This window comes from Pseudomonas sp. IT-P2 (assembly GCF_949767575.1).
Lineage (GTDB): Bacteria > Pseudomonadota > Gammaproteobacteria > Pseudomonadales > Pseudomonadaceae > Aquipseudomonas > Aquipseudomonas pharyngis.
This window is the reverse complement of the sequence record NZ_CATKQA010000022.1, coordinates 591383-612801: the sequence shown is the minus strand read 5'-3', so window position 1 is coordinate 612801 and position 21419 is coordinate 591383. Positions and strand designations below refer to the sequence as shown.

The window sequence follows — 21419 nt, the reverse complement described above, 5'->3', positions numbered from 1 at the left end:
GATGAAACCTCACGCCACGGCTTACAGCCAACGCCTGCTGCGCGGTCAGACGCCGTCCTACGAACGCTTGCAGGCGCGCCTGGCCGAAGATGGCAGCGAGCCTGCCGCCGAACCGATCGCGGTGCATTGCGGCTGGGGCCGATTGCTCATCGGTCACACCTTCCCCGATCCGGCCAGCCTTGCCCGGGAACTGCTCAACGAGCAGCCGGGCGAGCGCGACATTGCTTTGTACGTTGCCGCGCCGCAGCAGATTCTCGGGCTGGAACCGACCCAATTGTTTCTCGACCCGTCCGATACCCTGCGCTTGTGGTTCAGCGATTATCGTCAGTCCACCCGCGTGTTTCGCGGCTTCCGCATCCGTCGTGCGCAAAGTGACGCGGACTGGCAGGGTATCAATCAGCTGTATCAGGCGCGCGGCATGCTGCCGATCGACGCCACCTTGCTCACCCCGCACCATCAGGGCGGCCCGGTGTACTGGCTGGCGGAAGACGACGACAGCGGCGCGGTGATCGGCAGCGTCATGGGCCTCAATCACCAGAAGGCTTACAACGACCCGGAAAACGGCAGCAGCCTGTGGTGCCTGGCGGTCGATCCGCAGTGTTCGCGCCCCGGGGTCGGCGAAGTGCTGGTGCGTCATCTGATCGAACACTTCATGAGCCGCGGCCTGAGCTATCTCGATCTGTCGGTGCTGCACGATAACCGCCAGGCTAAAAACCTCTACGCCAAACTCGGTTTTCGCAACCTGCCGACGTTCGCCATCAAGCGCAAGAACGGCATCAATCAGCCGCTGTTTCTCGGCCCCGGCCCGGAGGCGCAGTTCAACCCTTACGCGCGGATCATCGTCGAGGAAGCCCATCGACGTGGCATCGACGTGCAAGTGGATGACGCCGATGCCGGGCTGTTCACCCTCAGTCACGGCGGGCGCCGGGTGCGTTGCCGCGAATCACTGAGCGACCTGACCAGCGCCATCAGCATGAACCTGTGCCAGGACAAAAGCCTGACCCACAAAGTGTTGAAAGCCGCCGGGTTGAATGTGCCGTCGCAGCAGTTGGCAGGGAACGCGGACGACAATCTGGCGTTCCTCGATGAACACCAGCGAGTGGTGGTCAAACCGCTGGATGGCGAACAGGGCCAAGGCGTGGCGGTGGATCTGCAGACCATCGAGGAAGTGCAGCAGGCCATCGAAGCGGCCAGACAGTTCGACACTCGCGTATTGCTCGAAAGCTTCCATGAAGGCTTCGACCTGCGGATTCTGGTGATCGGTTTCGAGGTGGTTGCAGCGGCGATCCGCCGGCCGGCGGAAGTGGTCGGCGACGGCCATCATTCCATCGGCGCCCTGATCGAAGCCCAGAGTCGGCGCCGGCAGGCGGCGACCAGCGGGGAAAGCAAGATTCCGCTGGATCACGAAACCCAGCGCACCCTGCACGCAGCCGGTTACGACTACAGCAGCATCCTGCCGGCGGGTGAGCATCTGTTCGTGCGGCGCACGGCGAATCTGCACACCGGCGGCACGCTGGAAGACGTCACGGCGATTCTGCATCCGACCTTGGCCGAGGCCGCCGTGCGTGCGGCCCGCGCCCTGGAAATACCCATGGTCGGCCTCGACCTGATGGTACCGGCGGCGGATCAACCAGAGTACGTGTTCATCGAAGCCAACGAGCGGGCGGGTCTTGCCAACCATGAGCCGCAACCGACGGCCGAGCGGTTTGTCGATCTGTTGTTTCCGCACAGTCAGCCGGCCGTTTGATCTCTCTTCAGCGTCATTCCCGCGTTCAACGCGCGAATGACGCCCCGCAACAGGAGTTTCCATGACCACCCAAATTCCCGAACCGGATCTGAATTACCTGCAGAAAGTCCTGCTGGAAATGCTCGCCATTCCCAGCCCTACCGGGTTCACCGACACCATCGTGCGTTATGTCGCCGAACGTCTGGAAGAACTCGGCATTCCCTTCGAGATGACCCGTCGCGGCACGATCCGCGCCACCCTCAAGGGCAAGAAAAACAGCCCCGACCGTGCAGTGTCGGCGCACCTGGACACCATCGGTGCCGCCGTGCGCGCGGTGAAAGACAACGGGCGTCTGACCCTGGCGCCGGTAGGCTGCTGGTCAAGCCGCTTCGCCGAAGGCAGCCGCGTCAGCCTGTTCACCGACAACGGTGTGATTCGCGGCAGCGTGTTGCCGCTGATGGCGTCCGGGCATGCGTTCAACACGGCCGTGGATGAGATGCCGATCAGCTGGGATCACGTCGAGCTGCGTCTGGACGCCTACTGCGCGACCCGCGCCGATTGCGATTCGCTGGGCATCAGTGTCGGCGATGTGGTGGCCTTCGATCCATTGCCGGAGTTCACCGAAAGCGGCCACATCAGCGCCCGACATCTGGACGACAAGGCCGGTGTCGCCGCGCTGCTGGCAGCGCTGAAAGCCATCGTCAACAGCGGTCAGGAGCTGATGATCGACTGTCATCCGCTGTTCACCATCACCGAGGAAACCGGCAGCGGCGCGGCGGCAGCCTTGCCGTGGGACGTCAGCGAATTCGTCGGCATCGACATCGCCCCGGTCGCGCCGGGCCAGCACTCCAGTGAACATGCGGTGAGCGTGGCGATGCAGGATTCCGGCGGGCCGTACGACTATCACCTGTCGCGGCACCTGCTGCGTCTGGCAGGCGAGCACGAACTGCCAGTGCGCCGCGACCTGTTTCGCTATTACTTCAGCGATGCCCATTCGGCAGTGACTGCCGGCCACGACATCCGCACCGCCCTGCTCGCCTTCGGCTGCGACGCAACCCACGGCTACGAGCGCACGCACATCGACAGCCTTGCGGCGCTCAGTCGTTTGCTGGGGGCGTACATTCTGAGTCCGCCGGTGTTCGCCAGCGATGCACAACCGGCCACCGGATCACTGGACCGCTTCAGTCACCAGATCGAACACGAAACGCAGATGGAGAGCGACACCCGTGTGCCGTCGGTGGACAGCCTGGTGGGGCAACGCTCGGACAGTTGAGTCTGGCCCTCGGCGGTCATTCGCCGTAGCATCCCGACATTGATTTAGCCGAGGTGCCCATGCTGATTCCCCACGACGCGCTTGAAGTCGACACCCTCACCCGCCTGATCGAGGATTTCGTCACCCGTGACGGTACCGACAACGGTGACGACACGCCGCTGGAAACCCGCGTACTGCGGGTTCGCCAGGCGCTGACCAAAGGCCAGGCGTTGATTGTTTTCGATCCGGAAAGCGAGCAATGCCAGTTGATGCTCAAGCACGACGTGCCCAAGCACCTGTTCGACTGAAAACGGTCAGCGGCCCTTGCCGCTGGCCTGCTTGCGCTGGATCCGTTCGTAGACCTCGGCGCGATGCACGCCGATCTGCTCCGGCGCTTCGACGCCGAACCGCACGCTGGAGCCGTTGACCGCCAGAACGCGCAGAGTGATGTTGTCGCCGATGGAAATCAGTTCACCGACAACACGGCTGAGTACAAGCATGGGAGGTGTCCTTCAAGGTTTGCGAGCCTTGAAGATGCGCGGGTTTCGAGCGCCCTACAATGCATGCCGGGCAATTCAGTCATTCCCTACGCGCCAAGGCGCGCAAGCCTTCAGACGTTTCCTTCAGGCCTGCAAGATTCAGCTCGCGGAAAACCGCGGCCCGAACAGAATCACACTGGCCCCGATCACACACAGCGCCACACCGATCCAGTCCGATCCCAACGGGCGGATGCGCTCGACCACCGCCAGCCAGCCAATCGAAGCAATGATGTAGATGCCGCCATAAGCGGCGTAGGCGCGACCGGCGTAGGTCGCTTCGACGCGCGTCAACAGCAGCGCAAAGAGAGTCAGACTGATCAGTGCCGGGATCACCCACAAGGCGCTCTTGCCCTGGCGCAGCCACATCCAGAACGCGAAACAGCCGGCGATTTCGAAAAGCGCGGCGAGGAAGAACCACAGGTAATTGAGCATGCAAGACATCTCGTCAGGGTGACTGTTGCGGCCACCCTAACGATGCGGCGAACCCCGGGCAAGTTCAGCCGTTGTTCTGTTTGGCCTTGGCGCGCATCTTTTCCGCCATCGCGGTCATTTCGTTGTACAGCAACTGCGGATTCTTCTGTTTGAGCGCCCAGGCCATGCGCCCTTGTTCGTGGGGCAGGATCATGAACTCGCCGGCTGCGACCTGCTTGTAGATGTAATCGGCAATGTCACTGGCGGTAATTGGCGAACTTTCCAGCAACTTGCCGACCTGGGCTTTCATCGCCGGTGTCGGGCCACGGAAAGAATCCAGCAGATTGGTCTGGAAGAACGACGGGCAGACCACATGCACACCGATTTCCTGCTGGGCCAGTTCGATCAACAGGCTTTCCGACAGCGCCACCACTCCGGCCTTGGCCACGTTGTAGTTGCTCATCGCCGGGCCCTGCATCAGCGCGGCCATCGAGGCGATGTTGATGATCTTGCCCTTGCTCTGCTCCAACAGCGGCAGGAACGCCTTGCAGCCCTTGACCACGCCCATCAGGTTGATCGCGATCTGCCAGTCCCAGTCTTCCAGCGACAGCTCGCTGAAGAAACCGCCCGAGGCCACACCGGCGTTGTTGACGATGATGTCGATGCCGCCAAGTTTCACTTCGCAGGCCTGGGCGAACGCCGTCAGCTGGCTGTAATCGCGCACGTCGCAGCGCTGGATGAAGCCGTCGCCACCGGCCTCGCGAACCAATTTCAGGGTCTCTTGCAAACCGGGCTCGCTGACGTCGGACAAGGCCAGTTGCCAGCCTTCACGCGCCCAGCGCAGCGCGATTTCGCGACCCAGGCCAGAGCCCGCGCCAGTGATCATCATGCGATTTTGCATAGCAGACAGCCTTGTTGTTCCGGGGAAGATGCGCGGAGTGTAGCGAAGGATACGCAGCGACCCACGCTCCATCAGATTGCTGAATGGCGAGGGCAAACCGCGACAACAAACGAAATAAGCGAGCGAGCCAAATACCTTAAAAAAACATTGAATTTTCTTTCATGCGCATCAGTCGGAATTTGTAAGCCGGCTGGATTTAGTTCAACTTCCAGCTGCCCTTGAACACCAAGACTTCACAGACACTATCAACAAGGAAATAGACATGGGCACAATTCTAATCATCATCCTGATCCTGTTGCTGATCGGTGGTCTGCCGGTCTTCCCGCACTCCAGAAGTTGGGGTTATGGCCCTTCGGGCATTATCGGTGTAGTGCTGGTAGTCCTGTTGGTGCTGTTGTTACTCGGTCGGATATGACTGTTTGACCGACAAAAAAAAGAGGCCCTGTGAAGGGCCTCTTTTTTATTGTGCCGACTGATCAGTCCGGCTTGCCGTTAACCACACCGGCGGTGTTGTCGATCAGGCTCTTGGTCGCCGTTTGCAGGAACGCTTCGAGCTTGAGTTTCAGCTCGGCAGTGCGCGGTGCATCCGGTACCACTTCGGCGTGCGGGTTTGCACCCAGTTCGTATTGATAGATCTTCGGCGCCATTTCCTTCTCTTTCGGCAGCACCAGGATCTGATCAGCGGTGACGATGGCAGTGGTCTGCTCGCTGCCCGACGGCTTGATCACACCGAAACCGGTGTCACCCTGCGGCAGGTTCAGCAGATCGCGGCCCCAGCACTGATGGCGCACTTCCCCACCGAGGCGACCCATGATGGTCGGTACGATGTCGATCTGAGTGCCCACGGTGTGGTCACGGGTACCGAATTTTTCCTGGATGCCCGGTGCGATCATCAGCATCGGAACGTTGAAGCGGCCCAGATCCATTTCGGTGATCTGACGCTCGTTGCCGAAGCCGTGGTCGCCGACGATGACGAACAGGGTTTCCTTGAAGTACGGCTCCTTGCGGGCCTTCTCGAAGAACTGGCCCAGCGCCCAGTCCGCGTAACGCATGGCGGTCAGGTGCTCGTTGAGCGGGCCACGGTCGGTGACGCGCTCGACCGGCAACGGCGTCGGCAAGGCGTACGGCGTGTGGTTGGACAGGGTCTGCAGCAGCGCATAGAACGGCTTGCCGTTTTCCCGCGCCTTGAGCTCCACCAGACCACGGTCGAACATGTCCTGGTCGGACACGCCCCAGGTCGGATCGGAGAACACCGGGTTGACGAAGTCGTTGCGGCCGACGAAGTTGGTCATGCCCTGGTTGCTGAAGAAACCGGACTGGTTGTCCCAGGCAAAGTCACCGTTGTAGACGTACACGTCGTCATAGTCGCGAGCGCTGAGCAACTGCGGCAGGCCGGACAGCTTGTGGCTGCCTTCCGGGGTCTGCATCAGGTATTCGAAACCCGGCAGGTTCGGGAAGCACGCCATGGTGGCGAACATGCCCTGGTGGGTGTGGGTGCCGTTGGAGAAGAAACGGTCGAACAGCAGGCCTTCCTTCGACAGCTTGTCGAGGTACGGCGTGATGTTGCCCGGCGCGCCCAGTGCGCCCACCGAGTGACCGGCCATGCTTTCCATCAGGATCACGACGACGTTCTTGATCGGCAGGGTCTTGTCGGCAGGCGGCGTGTATTCACGACGCACGGCGGCGATATCGGCATCCACCAGTTTGTCGTCCGGCATCACCAGCATCTCGCGCACCACTTTCTGCGCCTGATCCTGCGGCAGCGTGGCTTTCCAGATGTTGTCGCGATCCTCGCCCATCCGGTCCTTGGCGGCCGCGATCAGCGACAGCGTGCCGTTGAGGCCGAGCTGGTTGGCGAAGTTCGAATCGGTGGTGTAAACGTCACCCCAGCGCAGCGGCGGGCCTTGACGCAGGGTGCCGCGAGCGGCGACCACGCAGATCAGCAGGCACACCACGAATACCGCCAGACGCGCATACCATGGCGCCACTTGACGGGTGCCGACGTTGCCACCGCTGAACGGGCCACGCGGACGGGTCAGACGATCGGCGCCCTTGAACGCCAAGGTCAGGATCAGCGTGCCCACGACCCACGCCAGCAGGTAACGCACCACCGGGAAACCGTACCAGAGCATGCTCATCACGGTTTTCGGGTCTTCTTTCACGTACTGGAACACCAGGCCGTTGAGGCGCTGGTGGAACTCGCGATAGAAGTCCATCTCCATCAGGCCGAGGAACAGCGCAATGCTCGAAGCAACGGTCAGCCACAGACGGAAGAACCCGCGCGCTGCCATGGCCCGGGCACTGAACAGCGCCAGCACCAGCGGAATGCAGACATACACCACCAGCCGAATATCGAAGCGCAGGCCGTTGGCGAAGGCTTCGAGGAAAGTCGAGGCCGGGGTGTCGAGGATCATCTCGCGGTTGTAGACCAGCAGCGCGAGGCGCAGCACGGAAAACATCACCATCATGACCAGCGCGCACAGAAGCGTGTAGGCTAGATGCGATTTGACGGTCGGTTGCAGCAGGCGACTGGAAGATCGCTGCTGACTCAGGGCGTCCGGGTTTGCCATGTCGTTTTAGGACCCATTGGAAGTTGAAGTTGCAAAAATTCAGCTGCGCCCTGCCCTCTGTTGGCCATTCCAGGCCCCGGGGCTTGCGCGGAGCGCAAATGTTGCACGATCACCGGCGGCATTGCCATTGATTAGTACCCGCTGCCGGACACTTTCATTCAAGGCACAGCGCGGCGGGACAGGTACAAACAGCGCGGGCGAATTGTCTTGGAGACTTTGTGAAAATTTCGTTCAACGCATATCCGGAAACACAATAAACCTGGAAAACAAAACGCCCCGAGTTCTTCGGGGCGTTTACAGATGAACGCGATGTTTACTTCTCGGCGCGTTCTTTCAAGGCTTTCAGGGTATTGAACGGTGCGTCGACCACAAACTTGTTGGCAATCATGGAAGGCACGCTGCCGCCCGGCTCGGTGTGAACCTGATAGGTCACTTCAACCTGATCGCCCTTTGGCACGAACTTCCAGAAGCCTTTGACCTGAGCGACCCGCACAAAGCCCTTTTCTTCAGGCAGGTATTTCGGCACGCCTTCCAGATTACGGGTCAGGCTGCCATCGGCACCTTCAACGGTGGTGACATGCAGGATCGAATCGCGCGGAGTCACCGGCCATGGGGTGTTGAACTGGGTGTAGGTCCAGCTCTGGTCGCCTTCGTGCTTGAGCAGTTTCTGGGTCTTGCACTCGTGAATCCATGCGCAGGCCCCGGAGACGTCTTCCTGCAAGGCGCGCAGTTTGGCGATGGTGGTCTTCATCACGGTCACACCCTGATAAGACTTGTAGTCCGAACCCGGGACTTCGCTCAGGGAGACCTTGATGCCGTCCTCGTTCTTGGCGACTTTCCAGTCTTCAGCCTGGGCGGCCGAGGTGGCCAGCACGGCAGTCAAACCACACAACACAGCGATACGATGCAGCGAACCCATAGTCTTATTCCTTATTGTTGAAGTTCCGTTCGTTTGACACATCACGCCGCCGTCATCTGCTCCCACCAGCCGAGCAGTCTGATCGCGTCTTCCTGGCTGCTGCCGCAGACTTCGGGATCTGCCTTGAATCCTGAACAGACCGCCGGGCGTTCCGGTCGGCCGAAAATGTTGCACAAGTTATCGACCGACAACTGCACGCAGCGTTCACCGGCAGGTTTGCCATCGGGCATGCCTGGAATCGGCGAACTGATGGAAGGGGCAATGCAGCAGGCGCCACAGCCTTCACGGCATTTCATGACGACGCGTTCCTCGCAGCGGGCAATGTGTTAAAGGGACGCCGAACAGGGTAACCGCTTAAACGGCTGTTTTAAATTGCCTGAACCGGGGTTTTTACGCAGAAACGAAAGTGACTGACCAGTCTCCGACAAAGCGTCTGGTCTGCGGGTCACCGACGGGGACGATTTATTGCTTGAACTCGAAATCCAGCGCCGCGCCCTCGACTTCGCGGCGCTCTTCGTTACGCAGCTGCAACTGCATTTCGTTGCTGAGCAAACGGCCGTTGAGCTGGAACCCGCTGTTCTTGTCGCCGAACATCTGCGGCAGGATCGGCTCACGCTTGGGCAGCGTCACGGAACCGGGAGGCTTCAATTCCTGAACCATGTCTTTCGGCAGGCTCAAATCGAGCTTCGCAGGCGGCAGCGGCGTCTTGGCCACCTCCTTCGCCGATTTCGACTTGGAGGCTACCGGGGCGCGCTTCTTGGCGGGAGCAGCCTTTTTCTGCGGTGTTTTTTTCGCTGGAACGGTTTTCTTGGCCGTGACCGGTTTTTTTGCCGTGGCAGTCGCCGGCGTCTTTTCCTGAGCCGCCGCCATGGCGCCAGGGACCTGACCCATCATCAGCAGGCAGAGCACAACCCAGGCGGCAGAAAATTTCGCTTTCATGAACCCAACGAAGCTAACGGCAGAGGGCCATATGCTCGCCTGTTGGGCGCCACATGACAAGCTCCGCCATTGTTTCAAAATCCGCCGGCCATCTCCTGGCAGAGCTGGGTGGCCAACATGCCGAGGGTCATCAGAGCCCGTTCCGCCTCGCGATTCCACGGGATGCCGCAGTTCAACCGGATGCAGTGGTTGAACTGCTCGGTGTTGCTGAAGATCAACCCCGGCGCAATGCTGATGCCCTGTTGCAGCGCCCGCACGTGCAATTCCTGGGTGTTGACCCGTCCTGGCAGGCTGACCCACAGAATGAATCCGCCGGTCGGCCGGGTCATCTGTGTGCCTTCGGGAAAGTGCTGCTGAACCGCCAGCTGGAATGCGCTGAGATTTTTCCGGTATTCCTGGCGGATGTACCGTAAATGCCGGTCATAGCCGCCGTTTTCCAGGTAGGCCGCGATAGCCATTTGGGTGACGCTGCACGCGGAATGGGTGCTGAAAGTCTGCAAGCGCTGGATTTCCTGCTGGTACTTGCCGGCGATCATCCAGCCGATGCGCACACCGGGCGATAACGTCTTGGAGAAACTCGAGCAATAGATCACCCGGTCGAGCCGGTCGTAGGCCTTGAGCGACTTGGTGCGGCCCTGCTCGAACATCAACTCGCCGTAGATGTCGTCTTCGACGATCTGGATATCGAAGTCCGAAGCCAGGCGCAGCAGTTGTTTCTGCCGCTCTTCGGGCATGGTGCCGCCGAGTGGATTGCTCAGGCGCGTGGTCAGCACCAGCGCCTTGATCGACCATTGGTTCGCCGCCAGTTGCAGGGCTTCGAGGCTCATGCCGGTGGCGGGGTCGCTGGGGATCTCGATGACTTTCAGGCCCAGCAGATCCGCCAATTGCAACAGGCCGTAATAGGTCGGTGACTCGGCGGCGATCAGGTCGCCGGGGCGAGTCAGCACCCGCAACGACATCTGCAATGCATCGACGCAACCGTGGGTGATCACCACTTCCGAGGGATCAACCACCACGCCTGCATCGCGCATGCGGATCGCCACCTGCCGGCGCAGCGGCTCGAAACCGGGGCTGAACATGTAGCTGAACGCCCTGGGACTGTGAAACCGGGTGACCTTGGCCAACTGCTGATGCAGGGCGCGCACCGGCAAATAATCGACACTCGGCACCGCCGCACCCAGCGGGAACACGCCTTCACGACGGGATTCGACCAATACTTGCTGAATGATGCTGCTGCGGGTGACAAGGCCTGGCCGTTCCACCCGGGCAATGTCCGGTGTGGGCGCGGTCAGTGCGGGAGTCTGGTGCACGTAGTAGCCGGACTGCGGTCGCGCGCGGATCAGGCCCTGATCCTCGAGATTGGCGTAAGCCTGCAACACCGTGGCATGGCTGACGTTGAGCTGCGAACTCATCTTGCGCACCGAAGGCACGCGCTCGCCCGGTTGATAGACGCCACGGCGGATATCTTCGGCCAGCTGTTGAGCAATACGTTGGTAGAGCAAGAGATTGGTCATGACGCAGCACTCGATTTCACGGGCGTTTTATTCTTGTGTGAAACAATACCGGAACAGTTTGGAAGTGTACTGGGACAGTTGCCATATTAGTCAACCATACAGTGCTGTGTCGGTTAAATCTGTACTGCTTTGTGAGGTAATCGACAGACGTAAAAAAGCCCGGTGCTGCCTGACAGCCCGGGCTTTCCAGTAACGCCACCCTCAGCGGGCGGCGCCGAGCTGGCCTTTTTCGTCGGAGAACACGATTTCCACTCGACGGTTCTGCGCACGCCCACGTTCGGAAGCATTGGCGTCCACCGGGTATTCGTCGCCGTAACCTTCGACCTGAATGCGTTTTTCGTCGATGCCCAGGTCCGTCAACACGTCGGCCACCGACTGCGCGCGATCGCGGGACAACTTGAGGTTTTCCTGCTTGCCGCCGGTGCTGTCGGTGTAGCCCTCGATGCGCACGACGCGTTTCGGGTTCAGTTGCAGAAACTGTACGATCTTCAGTACCACGCGGTTCGCCGAGTTTTTCAGTTCGGCCTCACCGGTGTCGAACAGCACGTCACCCAGGGTCATCACCAGACCACGGTCGGTTTGGGTAGTGGCCAGTGCAACGATCTGTTCTTCCAGCCATTTGCCCTGCTGTTGCACACTCAGCAGCTTGGACTCGCGCAGGGCCAGTTGCAGGCGCTGGCGTTCAAGTTCCAGTTTCGCTGCCCGCTCTTCGTTGAGGACCTGGTTGGTGTGCTCACGGGCGATTTCGCTGTAGCGCTGACTCAGGTAGGCGTAATGCACCACGTCCGAGCCGCTGCCCCAGTACGTCGACAGACGATCGGCACGGGCCAGGGATTCACCGGCGCGGATCACGTCTTTCGGCGCGATACGCAGCACGTTGGAATCTTCCTTGACCTTCTGGAAGTCGGCGCTGGCCTGCTGCAATGCCGATTCGCTGTGCTGACCGGCGCAGCCGTAAAGGCTGGCGCAACCGGCGAGGATCAAAGTGCCCAGGGCTTTGGACTTCAGGCTCATTGGGCATCCCCCAGTTGCTTGCGCAGTCGGACGATGCGGGTGTTGAGCACGTTCACTTGTTCTTCGCTCTTCTGAGTCAGGACTTTGGCTTCCGCCAGGCGCGCGTCGAGTTCGGCCTGTTCGAAGCGCATCCGCGCATTCTTGTAAGACTCACCCGCCATGCTGCCTTTGGCCCGGTTGAACTTGTCCTCGGCCAGTTTCATTTCCGGCACGTCTTCGGCGGTGGCGCCCACGGCTTTGGCTTGCTCAAGGGCCTGCTCGGTCAGGCGCATTTGTTCGTTGGGTGCCGGATCGCTGGCGCAACCGGCCAGGACCAGAACGGCCATGGCCGCGAAAAGAAGTCGATTACTCACTAAGAATCCCTACTGTTTTGGGGCGCTGACAGGTGGTTGCGGCGGCTGTTGCTGCTGCGCCTTCCAGCGCTCGATGTTGCGTTGCAGCGCGGCTTCCGTCAGGCCGGACGCGGGCAATTCTGTCATCTTTTTGGCCAGCTGTCCGCGCAACCACGGATCGTTGCAGGCCGAGTTGTGCGAAACCGCCAGGAACAGACCGGGGCGGTCGATGGGTTGTTCAAAAGCCAGCAGATCATTGGCCATGCCCAGTGCCTGCGCGGCCGCCATGCCTGAGTAGCGACCGGCGAGTACATATTCCACCTCGCCCAGCAGAAGTTTCTGAAACGCCTGTGTCAGGTTTGCCGTACGGATCAGGGTCAATTGCTGCTCGGCGAAAGTGCCGAATGCCGGGGTCATTCGAGACTTTTCCGACAAGCCTCCGGTATGCCCGTGCAGGTCCTTGGCTTCGCTGTAAACCAGCGTCGAGCCCTTGCGTGTCCACACCAGGTAATCGTTTTCCAGCAACGGCGGGTGAATGTAGTCGAGGTTTTCCAGCTCATTGAAGGTCAGCGGCGCGTCGGCCAGCATGTCCATACGTCCGCTGCGCACTTCGTCGAGGGCCTGGGAACGCTTGCCGGCGTACAGCAGATCGACTTTGATCCCCAGCTCCTGGGCCACTTGCTTCAGCAGATCGGCACTGGCACCCATCAGTTGTTTGGGGTTCTGCGGATCCTGCCAGAGGTATGGCGGCGCATCCGGGCTGCCGGTGACAACCAGCCGCTCGCACTTGCCCGCCGCCACTGACAAGCCCGGCAACAATGCCAGCCCCAGCAACCACGAGCAGCTCAACCGACGATGCAGATCCATGGCGAAACGCTCCCACTCAAATCCCGGACAAAAAAAAAGCCCGACCAAAAGGTCGGGCTCTTTATAAGTGAAGCAGCCGGATTAGACCAGCTTCTCCAGCTCGGGTACGGCTTCGAACAGATCCGCCACCAGGCCGTAATCGGCCACCTGGAAGATCGGCGCTTCTTCGTCCTTATTGATCGCAACGATCACTTTGGAGTCTTTCATGCCGGCCAGGTGCTGGATCGCGCCGGAGATACCGACCGCGATGTACAGCTGTGGCGCAACGATCTTGCCGGTCTGACCGACCTGCATGTCGTTCGGTACGAAACCTGCGTCGACCGCGGCGCGGGAAGCACCGACGGCAGCGCCCAGCTTGTCGGCCAGGGCGTACAGGTGTTTGAAGTTGTCGCCGTTCTGCATGCCGCGGCCGCCGGAAACGACGATCTTGGCAGCGGTCAGCTCAGGACGATCGGACTTGGCCAGCTCTTCGCTGACGAAGCTGGAAGTGCCGGCGTTGTGAGCAGCGGCAACCGATTCAACGGTAGCCGAACCTCCTTCAGCGGCGACCGGGTCGAAACCGGTGGCACGCACGGTGATCACTTTGATCGCAGCGGTCGATTGAACGGTAGCGATGGCGTTACCGGCGTAGATCGGGCGCTTGAAGGTGTCAGCGCTTTCTACCGAGATGATCTCGGAGATCTGGTCAACGTCCAGCTGGGCAGCAACGCGCGGCAGGATGTTTTTGCCGTTGGAAGTAGCGGCAGCCAGGATGTGGCTGTAGCCAGCTCCCAGTTCGGCCACCAGCGGAGCAACGTTTTCCGGCAACTGATGCGCGTAAGCGGCAGTATCAGCATTCAGGACTTTGCTCACGCCCGCGATTTTCGCAGCGGCTTCAGCCACGGCGCCAGCGCCCTGGCCGGCAACCAGAACGTGGATGTCGCCGCCGATTTTGGCGGCGGCAGCCACGGTGTTCAGGGTGGCCGGAGCCAGCACTTTGTTGTCGTGTTCAGCAATAACCAAGATAGTCATTTAGATTACCTTCGCTTCGTTTTTCAGTTTCTCGACCAGTTCAGCCACCGACTTGACCTTGATGCCCGCGCTGCGTGCAGCCGGCGCTTCGACTTTCAGGGTCTTGTTGGTGGAGGCGGTGGAAACGCCCAAAGCGTCCGGAGTCAGCGTCTCGAGAGGCTTCTTCTTGGCTTTCATGATGTTTGGCAGGGACGCGTAGCGCGGCTCGTTCAAACGCAGGTCGGTGGTGACGATCGCCGGCAGTTTCAGCGAAACGGTCTGCGCGCCGCCGTCGATTTCGCGGGTCACGGCAACGCTGTCGCCGGAGACTTCGACTTTCGAGGCGAAAGTGCCCTGACCGTAGCCGCTCAGTGCAGCGAGCATCTGGCCGGTCTGGTTGTTGTCGCTGTCGATGGCCTGTTTGCCCAGGATCACCAGCTGAGGCTGTTCCTTGTCGACCACGGCCTTGAGCAGCTTGGCCACGGCCAGGGAAGTCAGGTCTTCAGCGGATTCGACGAGGATGGCGCGGTCGGCACCCAGAGCCAGTGCGGTACGCAGCTGTTCCTGAGCGGTGGACGGGCCGATGGAGACGACGACGATTTCAGTCGCAACGCCTTTTTCTTTCAGGCGTACGGCTTCTTCCACTGCGATTTCGCAGAACGGGTTCATCGACATCTTGACGTTGGCGAGGTCTACGCCGGAATTGTCCGCCTTGACGCGAACCTTGACGTTGTAATCCACAACGCGTTTGACAGCTACAAGAACCTTCATGGATTCCTCGTTACTCTCCGGTGAAAAGAAAGTCGCCTAGGCGAACCTGGCGGTTGATGCTCATCGGGCACAAGGGCACCTCTAAAAACGCCGGCTGAGCGGGATGACCGTTCGTCAGTCGTGACCGACGAGTCATGCCGCTTCGCGGTGTGTAAACTGCGCGCCGAACCTGCGCTGCGCATCACCGGTTACCGCCTACGCCCTGTCTTTAGAGGTGCTCTTGAAACCACCATTCAGCCTACGGCGAGCGCAAAACCGCCCGTATCTTGACCGGAACGCCCATTCTGGTCAATACGCCAAAATGCCCTGTCATAAGCCGCGCTTCTTTGATTTCTCTGGGCTGGAGCCGATTCAAACAAACGTTTGTATTGGACGCTAAGAGTGGTGTAGATATAATGCGCCGCCTAGAGAGAAAGGTGGTTTGCCCATTATTACCCTTGACGTTAACGTAAAGGCAATAACGGATACGACACCGAACCTCCAAATTAGAAAAAAAACTGTTGAGCCTTGAGTAGGAGATAGCCTGTGGAACGCGAATACATGGAATTCGACGTGGTCATCGTCGGTGCCGGCCCCGCTGGCCTGTCCGCCGCCTGCCGTCTGAAGCAGAAGGCCGCCGAAGCCGGTAAGGAAATCAGCGTCTGCGTGGTCGAAAAAGGCTCCGAAGTCGGCGCACACATCCTGTCCGGTGCCGTATTCGAACCACGGGCCCTGAACGAACTGTTCCCGGACTGGAAAGAACTCGGCGCCCCGCTGAACACGCCCGTCACCCGCGATGACATCTTCGTGCTGAAAAACGCCGAAAGCGCGCAAAAAATCCCTGATTTCTTTGTGCCCAAGACCATGCACAACGAAGGCAACTACATTATTTCCCTCGGCAACCTGTGCCGCTGGCTCGCTCAGCAGGCCGAGAACCTGGGCGTGGAAATCTACCCGGGCTTCGCCGCTCAGGAAGCGCTGATCGATGAAAACGGCGTGGTACGCGGGATCATCACCGGCGACCTCGGTGTCGACCGCGAAGGTCATCCGAAAGAAGGCCTGTACACTCCGGGCATGGAACTGCGTGGCAAATACACGCTGTTCGCCGAAGGTTGCCGTGGCCATATCGGCAAGCAACTGATCAAGCGCTATAACCTGGACAGCGAAGCCGACGCCCAGCACTACGGCATCGGCCTGAAGGAAATCTGGGAAATCGACCCGGCCAAACACCAGCCAGGCCTGGTGGTCCACACCGCCGGTTGGCCGATGGACATCATGGGCACCGAGAACACCGGCGGCTCCTTCCTCTATCACCTGGAAAACAACCAGGTGGTGGTCGGTCTGATCGTCGATCTTTCCTACAGCAACACCTACCTGTCGCCGTTCGACGAATTCCAGCGCCTCAAGCATCACCCGGTGCTCAAGCAATATCTGGAAGGCGGCAAGCGCATCAGCTACGGCGCGCGCGCGATCTGCAAAGGCGGCCTGAACTCGCTGCCGAAAATGGTCTTCAAGGGCGGCGCGTTGATCGGTTGTGACCTTGGCACCCTGAACTTCGCCAAGATCAAGGGCAGCCACACCGCGATGAAGTCCGGCATGCTCGCCGCTGAATCCGTGGCTGACGCGCTGTTCGCAGAAAAGGACGGCACCGAAGAACTGACCACCTACGTCGACGCCTTCAAGAAGAGCTGGCTCTACGAGGAGCTGTTCGCCAGCCGCAACTTCGGCCCGGCGATCCACAAGTTCGGCGCCATCGTCGGCGGCGGTTTCAACTGGCTGGACCAGAACATCTTCGGCGGCAAACTGCCGTTCACCCTGCACGACACCAAGCCGGACTACGCCTGCCTCAAGCTCGCGGCCGACTGCAAGAAGATCGACTACCCGAAACCCGACGGCAAGATCAGCTTCGACAAGCTGAGCTCGGTGTTCATCTCCGGTACCAACCATGAAGAAGAACAACCGTGCCACCTGAAACTGACCGACCCGACCATCCCGCTGAGCAAGAACCTGCCGCTGTACGACGAACCTGCACAGCGCTATTGCCCGGCCGGTGTATATGAAGTGATCACCAAGGAAGACGGCGAGAAGCGCTTCCAGATCAACGCCCAGAACTGCGTGCACTGCAAGACCTGTGATATCAAGGACCCTTCGCAGAACATCACCTGGGTTGCGCCGGAAGGCGCCGGCGGCCCGACCTACCCGAACATGTAAGTCGATCCGCTGAACATCAAGGCTCCCTTTATGGGGGCCTTTTTGTTGCCCGCGATTTGTACAGGATCAAGCCGCGCGCTCATCCCCCGGACTGCGTTCGAAATAACGTTTGTACTCTCGACTGAACTGCGACGTGCTCTGATACCCCACCCGATGCGCCACCTGCGCCACTCCCAGTCCTTCGGCGATCAACAACGTCTGCGCCTTCAACAAACGCAAACGCTTCAGATACTGCACCGGCGACAGCAACGTGCTGCGTTTGAAATGCTCATGAAAGGTCGACACGCTCATGTTCGCGCAACCGGCCAATGTCTCGACATTCAACGGCTCGGTGTAATGCGCATGCAGATGACTGATCGAAGCCGCCACCCTCGCAAATTGCCCCTGCTGCTCGACCAGCGCGCGCAGCACATCAGCCTGAGGTCCGCGCAACGCGACGAACAACAACTCCCGCACCCGCGCCGGGCCGAGAATCTGGCATTCCAGCGGATCGTGCAGACAACGTAGCAAGCGTTCGACACAACCACGCATGTCATCGTCGAGCACCACCGACGTCATCGACTCTGGGGTCTGCGCCGGAATATGCCGCCCCGGCGCCAGCCCCATGGCCAGCACCAGTTCGCCGAGCAGCACCCGGTCGATCGCCACCGATACGCCGAGCAACGGCGCGTCCGGCAACGCATAGGTTTCGCACTCGAACGGCACCGGCAAGGCCTGGATCAGGTAATGCCCGGCGCCGTACTCCATGGTGCGCGGCCCCAGATACGCCAGTTTGCTGCCCTGGGCGATGATCATCAGGCTCGGCTCATAAATGTGCGGGCCACGGGCGACGTCGCAACTGGCGCGCAACACCTGCACGCCCGGCAGCCCGGTCTGGCTGTAACCATCGCGCAGCGCCAGCGGTTCGATCAGCGAAACCAGGGTGGCGTTGGCATCAAGGTGACGGGTCAATTGCATCGGGTGGCTCTTCAAAAAAAATCACGAAAAAAGGGATGAAAGCATCATCGCAGATCCTTTTGCCAATGCGACCGATCAACCCCGCATGCCGGAGGATTAGGCATGACACCCGGAGGAATCGCCATGGCCGGACAAGCGTACGGCGCCCAGAATGCGCCGCCTCACTTGTCACTGCTTTTGCGAGGTTTCACATGTACACCGCCATCGGCTATGCCGCTCAAACGGCCACCACGCCCCTCGCCCCGATGAAGTTCGAACGCCGCAGCCCTCGGGCCGACGACGTCGCCATCGAAATCCTGTACTGCGGCGTCTGCCACTCCGACATCCACCAGGCGCGCAACGAATGGGGCATCGCCGTTTACCCGTTGATGCCCGGCCACGAGATCGTCGGAAAAGTCACCGCCGTTGGTGCGAATGTCACTAAACACAAGGTAGGCGATCTGGTTGGCGTCGGTTGCATGGTCGACTCCTGCCGCACCTGCGAAGCCTGCCAGTCGAACCTCGAGCAATACTGCCTCGAAGGCCCGACCATGACCTATGCCACCCCGGACCGGGTCGATGGAACAAACACCATGGGCGGTTATTCGGACAGCATCGTGGTCAGCGAACACTTCGTGGTGCGCATTCCCGAGAAGCTGAACCTGGCGGCCGCTGCACCGATTCTCTGCGCCGGCATCACCACCTACTCGCCGCTCAAGCACTACGGCGTGAAGGCCGGCGACAAGGTCGGGATTCTCGGCATGGGCGGCCTCGGCCACATGGGCATCAAGTTCGCCAAGGCCATGGGCGCCGAAGTGACGCTGTTCACCCGTTCGGCAAGCAAGGCCGAGGAAGGTCGTCGTCAGGGCGCCGATCACGTGATCGTCTCCACCGACGAAGAGCAGATGAAAGCCGCTGCCGGTCGTTTCGACTTCCTGCTCGACACGATTCCGGTGCAGCACGATCTGAATCCGTACCTCGACACCCTGCGCTTCGACGGTGTGCACATACTGGTGGGGCTGATCGAACCGATCGATCCGCCGGTCCACGCCGCCAAGTTGGTATTGGGTCGCCGGGTACTGGCCGGCTCGTTGATCGGTGGCGTTGCCGAAACCCAGGAAGTCCTGGATTTCTGCGCTGAGCACAACATCAGCTGCGACATCGAAATGCTCGACATCCGCCAGATCAACGAAGCCTACGCCCGCATGATCGCCGGTGATGTGAAGTATCGCTTCGTCATCGACATGGCGACTCTGAAGCTCTGATTCCTCAGACCTTCAAGCCAAGTTCTGCCGAGAGCCGGGCCGTGACCCCTTTGATCAGGGGAATCAGCTCGGCCATTTTTTCCAGCGGCATGTACGGCACGGTGCTGGCGATGCTGATCGCTGCGACGATGCGCTTGCTCGCGTCGCGGATCGGCGCCGCCACGCAGCGGATCGACGGTTCGTTGTCTTCCAGATCGAACGCGTAGCCGCCGGCCACGTACTCGGTCATCCGCTGCTCCATCTGCTCCCACGACTGCTGGGGATGCTGCGGCCAGAACTGACTTTTCCCACCCGCCGGCAGGCTGATGTCGTACAGGCGCTGCCAGTCCTGCGGCGCGTCATCCAGCATCAAGGCTTTGCCGATCCCGGTCCGCGCCAACGGCATGCGATGGCCGACCCGCGAACGCATTTCCGGACCGTTGCGCCCCGGATTCTTCAACAGGTACAGCACCTCGTCGCCTTCGCGAATCCCCAGGTGAACGGTGTCGCCGGTCAGCGCCGACAACTCGTCCAGATACGGCCCGGCCAGGGTCACCAGCGGCAATTCTTCACGCGCCTGAAAACCCAGTTCGATCAACTTCGGCCCCAGCAGATAACCGACTTGCGGCACGACGCGCAGGTAGCGCTCATCCACCAGACAACTGGCCAGACGATGGGTGGTGCTGCGCGTGGTACCGATCAGGCGGGCAATCTCTTTGAGATCACGGGCGCCACTGGCGACGGCCTGCACCACACCCAACCCGCGAAGCAGGGTCTGGGTGCCGGTCGGCGCGGCGTCCTTGGCGGTTTTTGGGGCGTCTTCCTGCATATCCAGCCTTTAGCGTTGAGCGAGGGAACGGGCGGCATTATGGTAGCCCGACATAGCCGACTACAACTTGATGCGCTCGACCTTGCCTACCAGCAGCACGTAGGACAAAGCACCGATCAATGCCAGAACCGCGATGTAGGTGATCGCCGGGGCGAACGAATCACCGCTGGCGAGGAAGCCGATGACAATCGGCGTGGCAATCGCCGACAGGTTGCCGATGAAGTTGAACACCCCGCCGGTCAAACCCAGCAATCGCGCCGGCGCCAGTGTCGAGACCAGCGACCAGGTAATCGACGCCAATCCGTTGCCGAAAAACGCCAGCGCCAGGAAGGCAATCACCAATGGTGTCGATTCGACGAAGTTGGCACCGATGATCGAGGTGGAAATCAGCAACCCGCCAATGATTGGCAACTTGCGCGCAAACCCGACGGTGCAGCCGCGACGGATCAGGAAGTCGGAAAAGAACCCGGAACACAGCACGCCGATGAACGCGGCGAGAAACGGCAGCGACGCCAGCAGACCGGACTTGATGAAGTCCATGCCGCGGTATTTCACCAGGTAGGTCGGGAACCACGTCAGGAAAAACCACAGCGTCGAGTTCAGGCAGAACTGGCCGAGGTAGATCCCCCACAGCTTGCGTTTGCTGAGGACAATGCCGAGATCGGTCCAGCTGAATTTCGCCTTCACCCCGGCGGTTTCGGCGGCGATGTCCACCAACCCGCCGCCCTCGCGGATCAGGTCGATTTCGCCTTGGTTGGCGCCTTTGAAATCACGCGGTTCGCGATACACCGCGTACCAGATCGCCGCCCAGATGATGCCCACCGCGCCGGTCGCGACAAATACCATGTGCCAGCCGAATTCATGTTGCAGCCACGCCAGCACCGGGGTCAGGAACGCCAGCCCGACAAACTGCCCGGAGGTGTAGAACCCGATGGCCGTGGCCCGCTCACGCTCGGGGAACCAGGTCGTCACCACGCGGCTGTTGATCGGGTACGCCGGCGCTTCCAGCGCACCGACCGCCATGCGCAGCACGAACAGCGCGATGAAACTGGCGGCGAAACCGAGCATCACCGTGGCCAGCGACCACAGCAACAGTGCGACGCTATAAAGGATGCGCGGCGGCACCCGGTCCACCAGCCAGCCGCCGGGGATCTGCATGGCGGCGTAGGTCCAGCCGAACGCCGAGAAGATCAGCCCGACGTGCACCGGATCGATGCCCAGATCCGTCGTCAGTGCAGGGGCGGCAATCGACAGGTTGCTGCGGTCGAGGTAGTTGATGACCACGGTGATGAACAGCAACACCATGATGAAAAATCGCTTGCGGCTGGGCGTGACTAACGTCGCTTGCCCGGTGAGGGTTTGCGGTGGCATGGGGAGCGCCTCTTCTTATGTTTATTGAGGTCGAGGGTTGTTGGCGAGATCGTTCCCACGCTCCGCGTGGGAATGCAGCCCGGGACGCTCTGCGTCCCAAGAGC

22 protein-coding genes are annotated in these 21419 nt (G+C 60.6%); 6 read left to right on the top strand and 16 right to left on the bottom strand.

Going from position 1 to position 21419, the window contains the following annotated elements; all coding sequences use genetic code 11:
- The first annotated feature begins 1 nt into the window (after position 1).
- From ngg to ACM6JM_RS15510, 3 genes are all read left to right on the top strand, one after another.
- Entirely contained in the window at positions 2-1747 is a 1746-nt protein-coding gene (gene ngg / locus ACM6JM_RS15520; RefSeq protein ID WP_210709621.1) for an N-acetylglutaminylglutamine synthetase, read from the top strand.
- Positions 1748-1808: 61 nt separating this feature from the next.
- Positions 1809-2999 carry an osmoprotectant NAGGN system M42 family peptidase gene (locus ACM6JM_RS15515; protein WP_414882151.1) on the top strand — a complete coding sequence of 397 codons (1191 nt, stop codon included), beginning with the start codon at positions 1809-1811 and terminating at the stop codon, positions 2997-2999.
- Positions 3000-3058: 59 nt separating this feature from the next.
- Positions 3059-3286: a YheU family protein gene (locus tag ACM6JM_RS15510; RefSeq protein ID WP_003172962.1), complete on the top strand. Its 228-nt coding sequence runs from the start codon at positions 3059-3061 to the stop codon at positions 3284-3286.
- A 6-nt stretch (positions 3287-3292) separates the two neighbouring features.
- Here the strand turns inward: ACM6JM_RS15510 and csrA are convergent, their stop codons facing one another.
- The 3 genes from csrA to ACM6JM_RS15495 all read right to left on the bottom strand — a co-directional run bounded on the left by csrA (position 3293) and on the right by ACM6JM_RS15495 (position 4829).
- The gene (csrA, locus tag ACM6JM_RS15505) at positions 3293-3478 is read right to left on the bottom strand and encodes a carbon storage regulator CsrA (RefSeq protein WP_039770603.1); all 186 of its coding nucleotides are present in this window, start codon (positions 3476-3478) and stop codon (positions 3293-3295) included.
- 138 nt (positions 3479-3616) lie between these two features.
- Positions 3617-3949: a YnfA family protein gene (locus tag ACM6JM_RS15500; RefSeq protein WP_007950874.1), complete on the bottom strand. Its 333-nt coding sequence runs from the start codon at positions 3947-3949 to the stop codon at positions 3617-3619.
- Positions 3950-4013: 64 nt separating this feature from the next.
- Positions 4014-4829, bottom strand: coding sequence for an SDR family oxidoreductase (locus ACM6JM_RS15495; protein ID WP_039770605.1), 816 nt, complete (start codon positions 4827-4829; stop codon positions 4014-4016).
- A 256-nt stretch (positions 4830-5085) separates the two neighbouring features.
- On the opposite strand from ACM6JM_RS15495, the gene ACM6JM_RS15490 reads away from it, so the two are divergent.
- A complete protein-coding gene (locus ACM6JM_RS15490; protein ID WP_169432680.1) occupies positions 5086-5244 on the top strand; it encodes a DUF3309 family protein in 159 nt (52 codons plus the stop codon).
- Positions 5245-5305: 61 nt separating this feature from the next.
- Here the strand turns inward: ACM6JM_RS15490 and ACM6JM_RS15485 are convergent, their stop codons facing one another.
- From ACM6JM_RS15485 to ACM6JM_RS15440, 10 genes are all read right to left on the bottom strand, one after another.
- Complete coding sequence (locus ACM6JM_RS15485; protein WP_039770607.1) at positions 5306-7399, bottom strand: LTA synthase family protein; 2094 nt, start codon at positions 7397-7399, stop codon at positions 5306-5308.
- Positions 7400-7712: 313 nt separating this feature from the next.
- Positions 7713-8318, bottom strand: a complete 606-nt coding sequence (locus ACM6JM_RS15480) for an START domain-containing protein (RefSeq protein ID WP_007950871.1) — start codon at positions 8316-8318, stop codon at positions 7713-7715.
- Between the two features lie 41 nt (positions 8319-8359).
- Positions 8360-8614, bottom strand: coding sequence for a YkgJ family cysteine cluster protein (locus ACM6JM_RS15475; protein ID WP_007950870.1), 255 nt, complete (start codon positions 8612-8614; stop codon positions 8360-8362).
- A gap of 166 nt (positions 8615-8780) precedes the next feature.
- Entirely contained in the window at positions 8781-9257 is a 477-nt protein-coding gene (locus ACM6JM_RS15470; protein WP_074688066.1) for a translation initiation factor 2, read from the bottom strand.
- Positions 9258-9331: 74 nt separating this feature from the next.
- Positions 9332-10771, bottom strand: a complete 1440-nt coding sequence (locus ACM6JM_RS15465; protein WP_039770612.1) for a PLP-dependent aminotransferase family protein — start codon at positions 10769-10771, stop codon at positions 9332-9334.
- Between the two features lie 201 nt (positions 10772-10972).
- The gene (locus tag ACM6JM_RS15460) at positions 10973-11785 is read right to left on the bottom strand and encodes an OmpA family protein (RefSeq protein WP_039770613.1); all 813 of its coding nucleotides are present in this window, start codon (positions 11783-11785) and stop codon (positions 10973-10975) included.
- A complete protein-coding gene (locus ACM6JM_RS15455; protein WP_170844868.1) occupies positions 11782-12138 on the bottom strand; it encodes a DUF4398 domain-containing protein in 357 nt (118 codons plus the stop codon). Before ACM6JM_RS15455 ends, ACM6JM_RS15460 begins: the two co-directional genes overlap by 4 nt.
- A 9-nt stretch (positions 12139-12147) precedes the next feature.
- Complete coding sequence (locus ACM6JM_RS15450) at positions 12148-12984, bottom strand: substrate-binding periplasmic protein (protein ID WP_103387097.1); 837 nt, start codon at positions 12982-12984, stop codon at positions 12148-12150.
- A gap of 81 nt (positions 12985-13065) precedes the next feature.
- A complete protein-coding gene (locus tag ACM6JM_RS15445) occupies positions 13066-13995 on the bottom strand; it encodes an electron transfer flavoprotein subunit alpha/FixB family protein (RefSeq protein WP_414882150.1) in 930 nt (309 codons plus the stop codon).
- A complete protein-coding gene (locus ACM6JM_RS15440) occupies positions 13996-14745 on the bottom strand; it encodes an electron transfer flavoprotein subunit beta/FixA family protein (RefSeq protein WP_007950859.1) in 750 nt (249 codons plus the stop codon).
- Between the two features lie 525 nt (positions 14746-15270).
- Here ACM6JM_RS15440 and ACM6JM_RS15435 point away from each other — a divergent pair.
- The gene (locus tag ACM6JM_RS15435) at positions 15271-16935 is read left to right on the top strand and encodes an electron transfer flavoprotein-ubiquinone oxidoreductase (protein ID WP_039770620.1); all 1665 of its coding nucleotides are present in this window, start codon (positions 15271-15273) and stop codon (positions 16933-16935) included.
- 66 nt (positions 16936-17001) lie between these two features.
- On the opposite strand, the gene ACM6JM_RS15430 is transcribed toward ACM6JM_RS15435, so the two are convergent.
- The gene (locus ACM6JM_RS15430) at positions 17002-17892 is read right to left on the bottom strand and encodes an AraC family transcriptional regulator (RefSeq protein WP_074688074.1); all 891 of its coding nucleotides are present in this window, start codon (positions 17890-17892) and stop codon (positions 17002-17004) included.
- Positions 17893-18083: 191 nt separating this feature from the next.
- Between ACM6JM_RS15430 and ACM6JM_RS15425 the strand changes: the two genes are divergently transcribed.
- Entirely contained in the window at positions 18084-19136 is a 1053-nt protein-coding gene (locus tag ACM6JM_RS15425) for an NAD(P)-dependent alcohol dehydrogenase (RefSeq protein ID WP_039770621.1), read from the top strand.
- Positions 19137-19140: 4 nt separating this feature from the next.
- Here ACM6JM_RS15425 and ACM6JM_RS15420 read toward each other — a convergent pair whose 3' ends face one another.
- Positions 19141-19944 (bottom strand): IclR family transcriptional regulator, encoded by an 804-nt coding sequence (locus tag ACM6JM_RS15420; protein ID WP_039770626.1) that lies wholly within the window; start codon positions 19942-19944, stop codon positions 19141-19143.
- A gap of 60 nt (positions 19945-20004) precedes the next feature.
- Entirely contained in the window at positions 20005-21315 is a 1311-nt protein-coding gene (locus ACM6JM_RS15415) for an MFS transporter (RefSeq protein ID WP_414882149.1), read from the bottom strand.
- Positions 21316-21419: the final 104 nt, after the last annotated feature.

Bases quoted from the DNA above. Each gene is read 5' to 3' on its own strand.
- ngg (WP_210709621.1), top strand. From the start codon at position 2: ATGAAACCTCACGCCACGGCTTACAGCCAACGCCTGCTGCGCGGTCAG.
- ACM6JM_RS15515 (WP_414882151.1), top strand. From the start codon at position 1,809: ATGACCACCCAAATTCCCGAACCGGATCTGAATTACCTGCAGAAAGTC.
- ACM6JM_RS15510 (WP_003172962.1), top strand. From the start codon at position 3,059: ATGCTGATTCCCCACGACGCGCTTGAAGTCGACACCCTCACCCGCCTG.
- csrA (WP_039770603.1), bottom strand. From the start codon at position 3,478: ATGCTTGTACTCAGCCGTGTTGTCGGTGAACTGATTTCCATCGGCGAC.
- ACM6JM_RS15500 (WP_007950874.1), bottom strand. From the start codon at position 3,949: ATGCTCAATTACCTGTGGTTCTTCCTCGCCGCGCTTTTCGAAATCGCC.
- ACM6JM_RS15495 (WP_039770605.1), bottom strand. From the start codon at position 4,829: ATGCAAAATCGCATGATGATCACTGGCGCGGGCTCTGGCCTGGGTCGC.
- ACM6JM_RS15485 (WP_039770607.1), bottom strand. From the start codon at position 7,399: ATGGCAAACCCGGACGCCCTGAGTCAGCAGCGATCTTCCAGTCGCCTG.
- ACM6JM_RS15480 (WP_007950871.1), bottom strand. From the start codon at position 8,318: ATGGGTTCGCTGCATCGTATCGCTGTGTTGTGTGGTTTGACTGCCGTG.
- ACM6JM_RS15475 (WP_007950870.1), bottom strand. From the start codon at position 8,614: ATGAAATGCCGTGAAGGCTGTGGCGCCTGCTGCATTGCCCCTTCCATC.
- ACM6JM_RS15470 (WP_074688066.1), bottom strand. From the start codon at position 9,257: ATGAAAGCGAAATTTTCTGCCGCCTGGGTTGTGCTCTGCCTGCTGATG.
- ACM6JM_RS15465 (WP_039770612.1), bottom strand. From the start codon at position 10,771: ATGACCAATCTCTTGCTCTACCAACGTATTGCTCAACAGCTGGCCGAA.
- ACM6JM_RS15460 (WP_039770613.1), bottom strand. From the start codon at position 11,785: ATGAGCCTGAAGTCCAAAGCCCTGGGCACTTTGATCCTCGCCGGTTGC.
- ACM6JM_RS15450 (WP_103387097.1), bottom strand. From the start codon at position 12,984: ATGGATCTGCATCGTCGGTTGAGCTGCTCGTGGTTGCTGGGGCTGGCA.
- ACM6JM_RS15445 (WP_414882150.1), bottom strand. From the start codon at position 13,995: ATGACTATCTTGGTTATTGCTGAACACGACAACAAAGTGCTGGCTCCG.
- ACM6JM_RS15440 (WP_007950859.1), bottom strand. From the start codon at position 14,745: ATGAAGGTTCTTGTAGCTGTCAAACGCGTTGTGGATTACAACGTCAAG.
- ACM6JM_RS15430 (WP_074688074.1), bottom strand. From the start codon at position 17,892: ATGCAATTGACCCGTCACCTTGATGCCAACGCCACCCTGGTTTCGCTG.
- ACM6JM_RS15425 (WP_039770621.1), top strand. From the start codon at position 18,084: ATGTACACCGCCATCGGCTATGCCGCTCAAACGGCCACCACGCCCCTC.
- ACM6JM_RS15420 (WP_039770626.1), bottom strand. From the start codon at position 19,944: ATGCAGGAAGACGCCCCAAAAACCGCCAAGGACGCCGCGCCGACCGGC.
- ACM6JM_RS15415 (WP_414882149.1), bottom strand. From the start codon at position 21,315: ATGCCACCGCAAACCCTCACCGGGCAAGCGACGTTAGTCACGCCCAGC.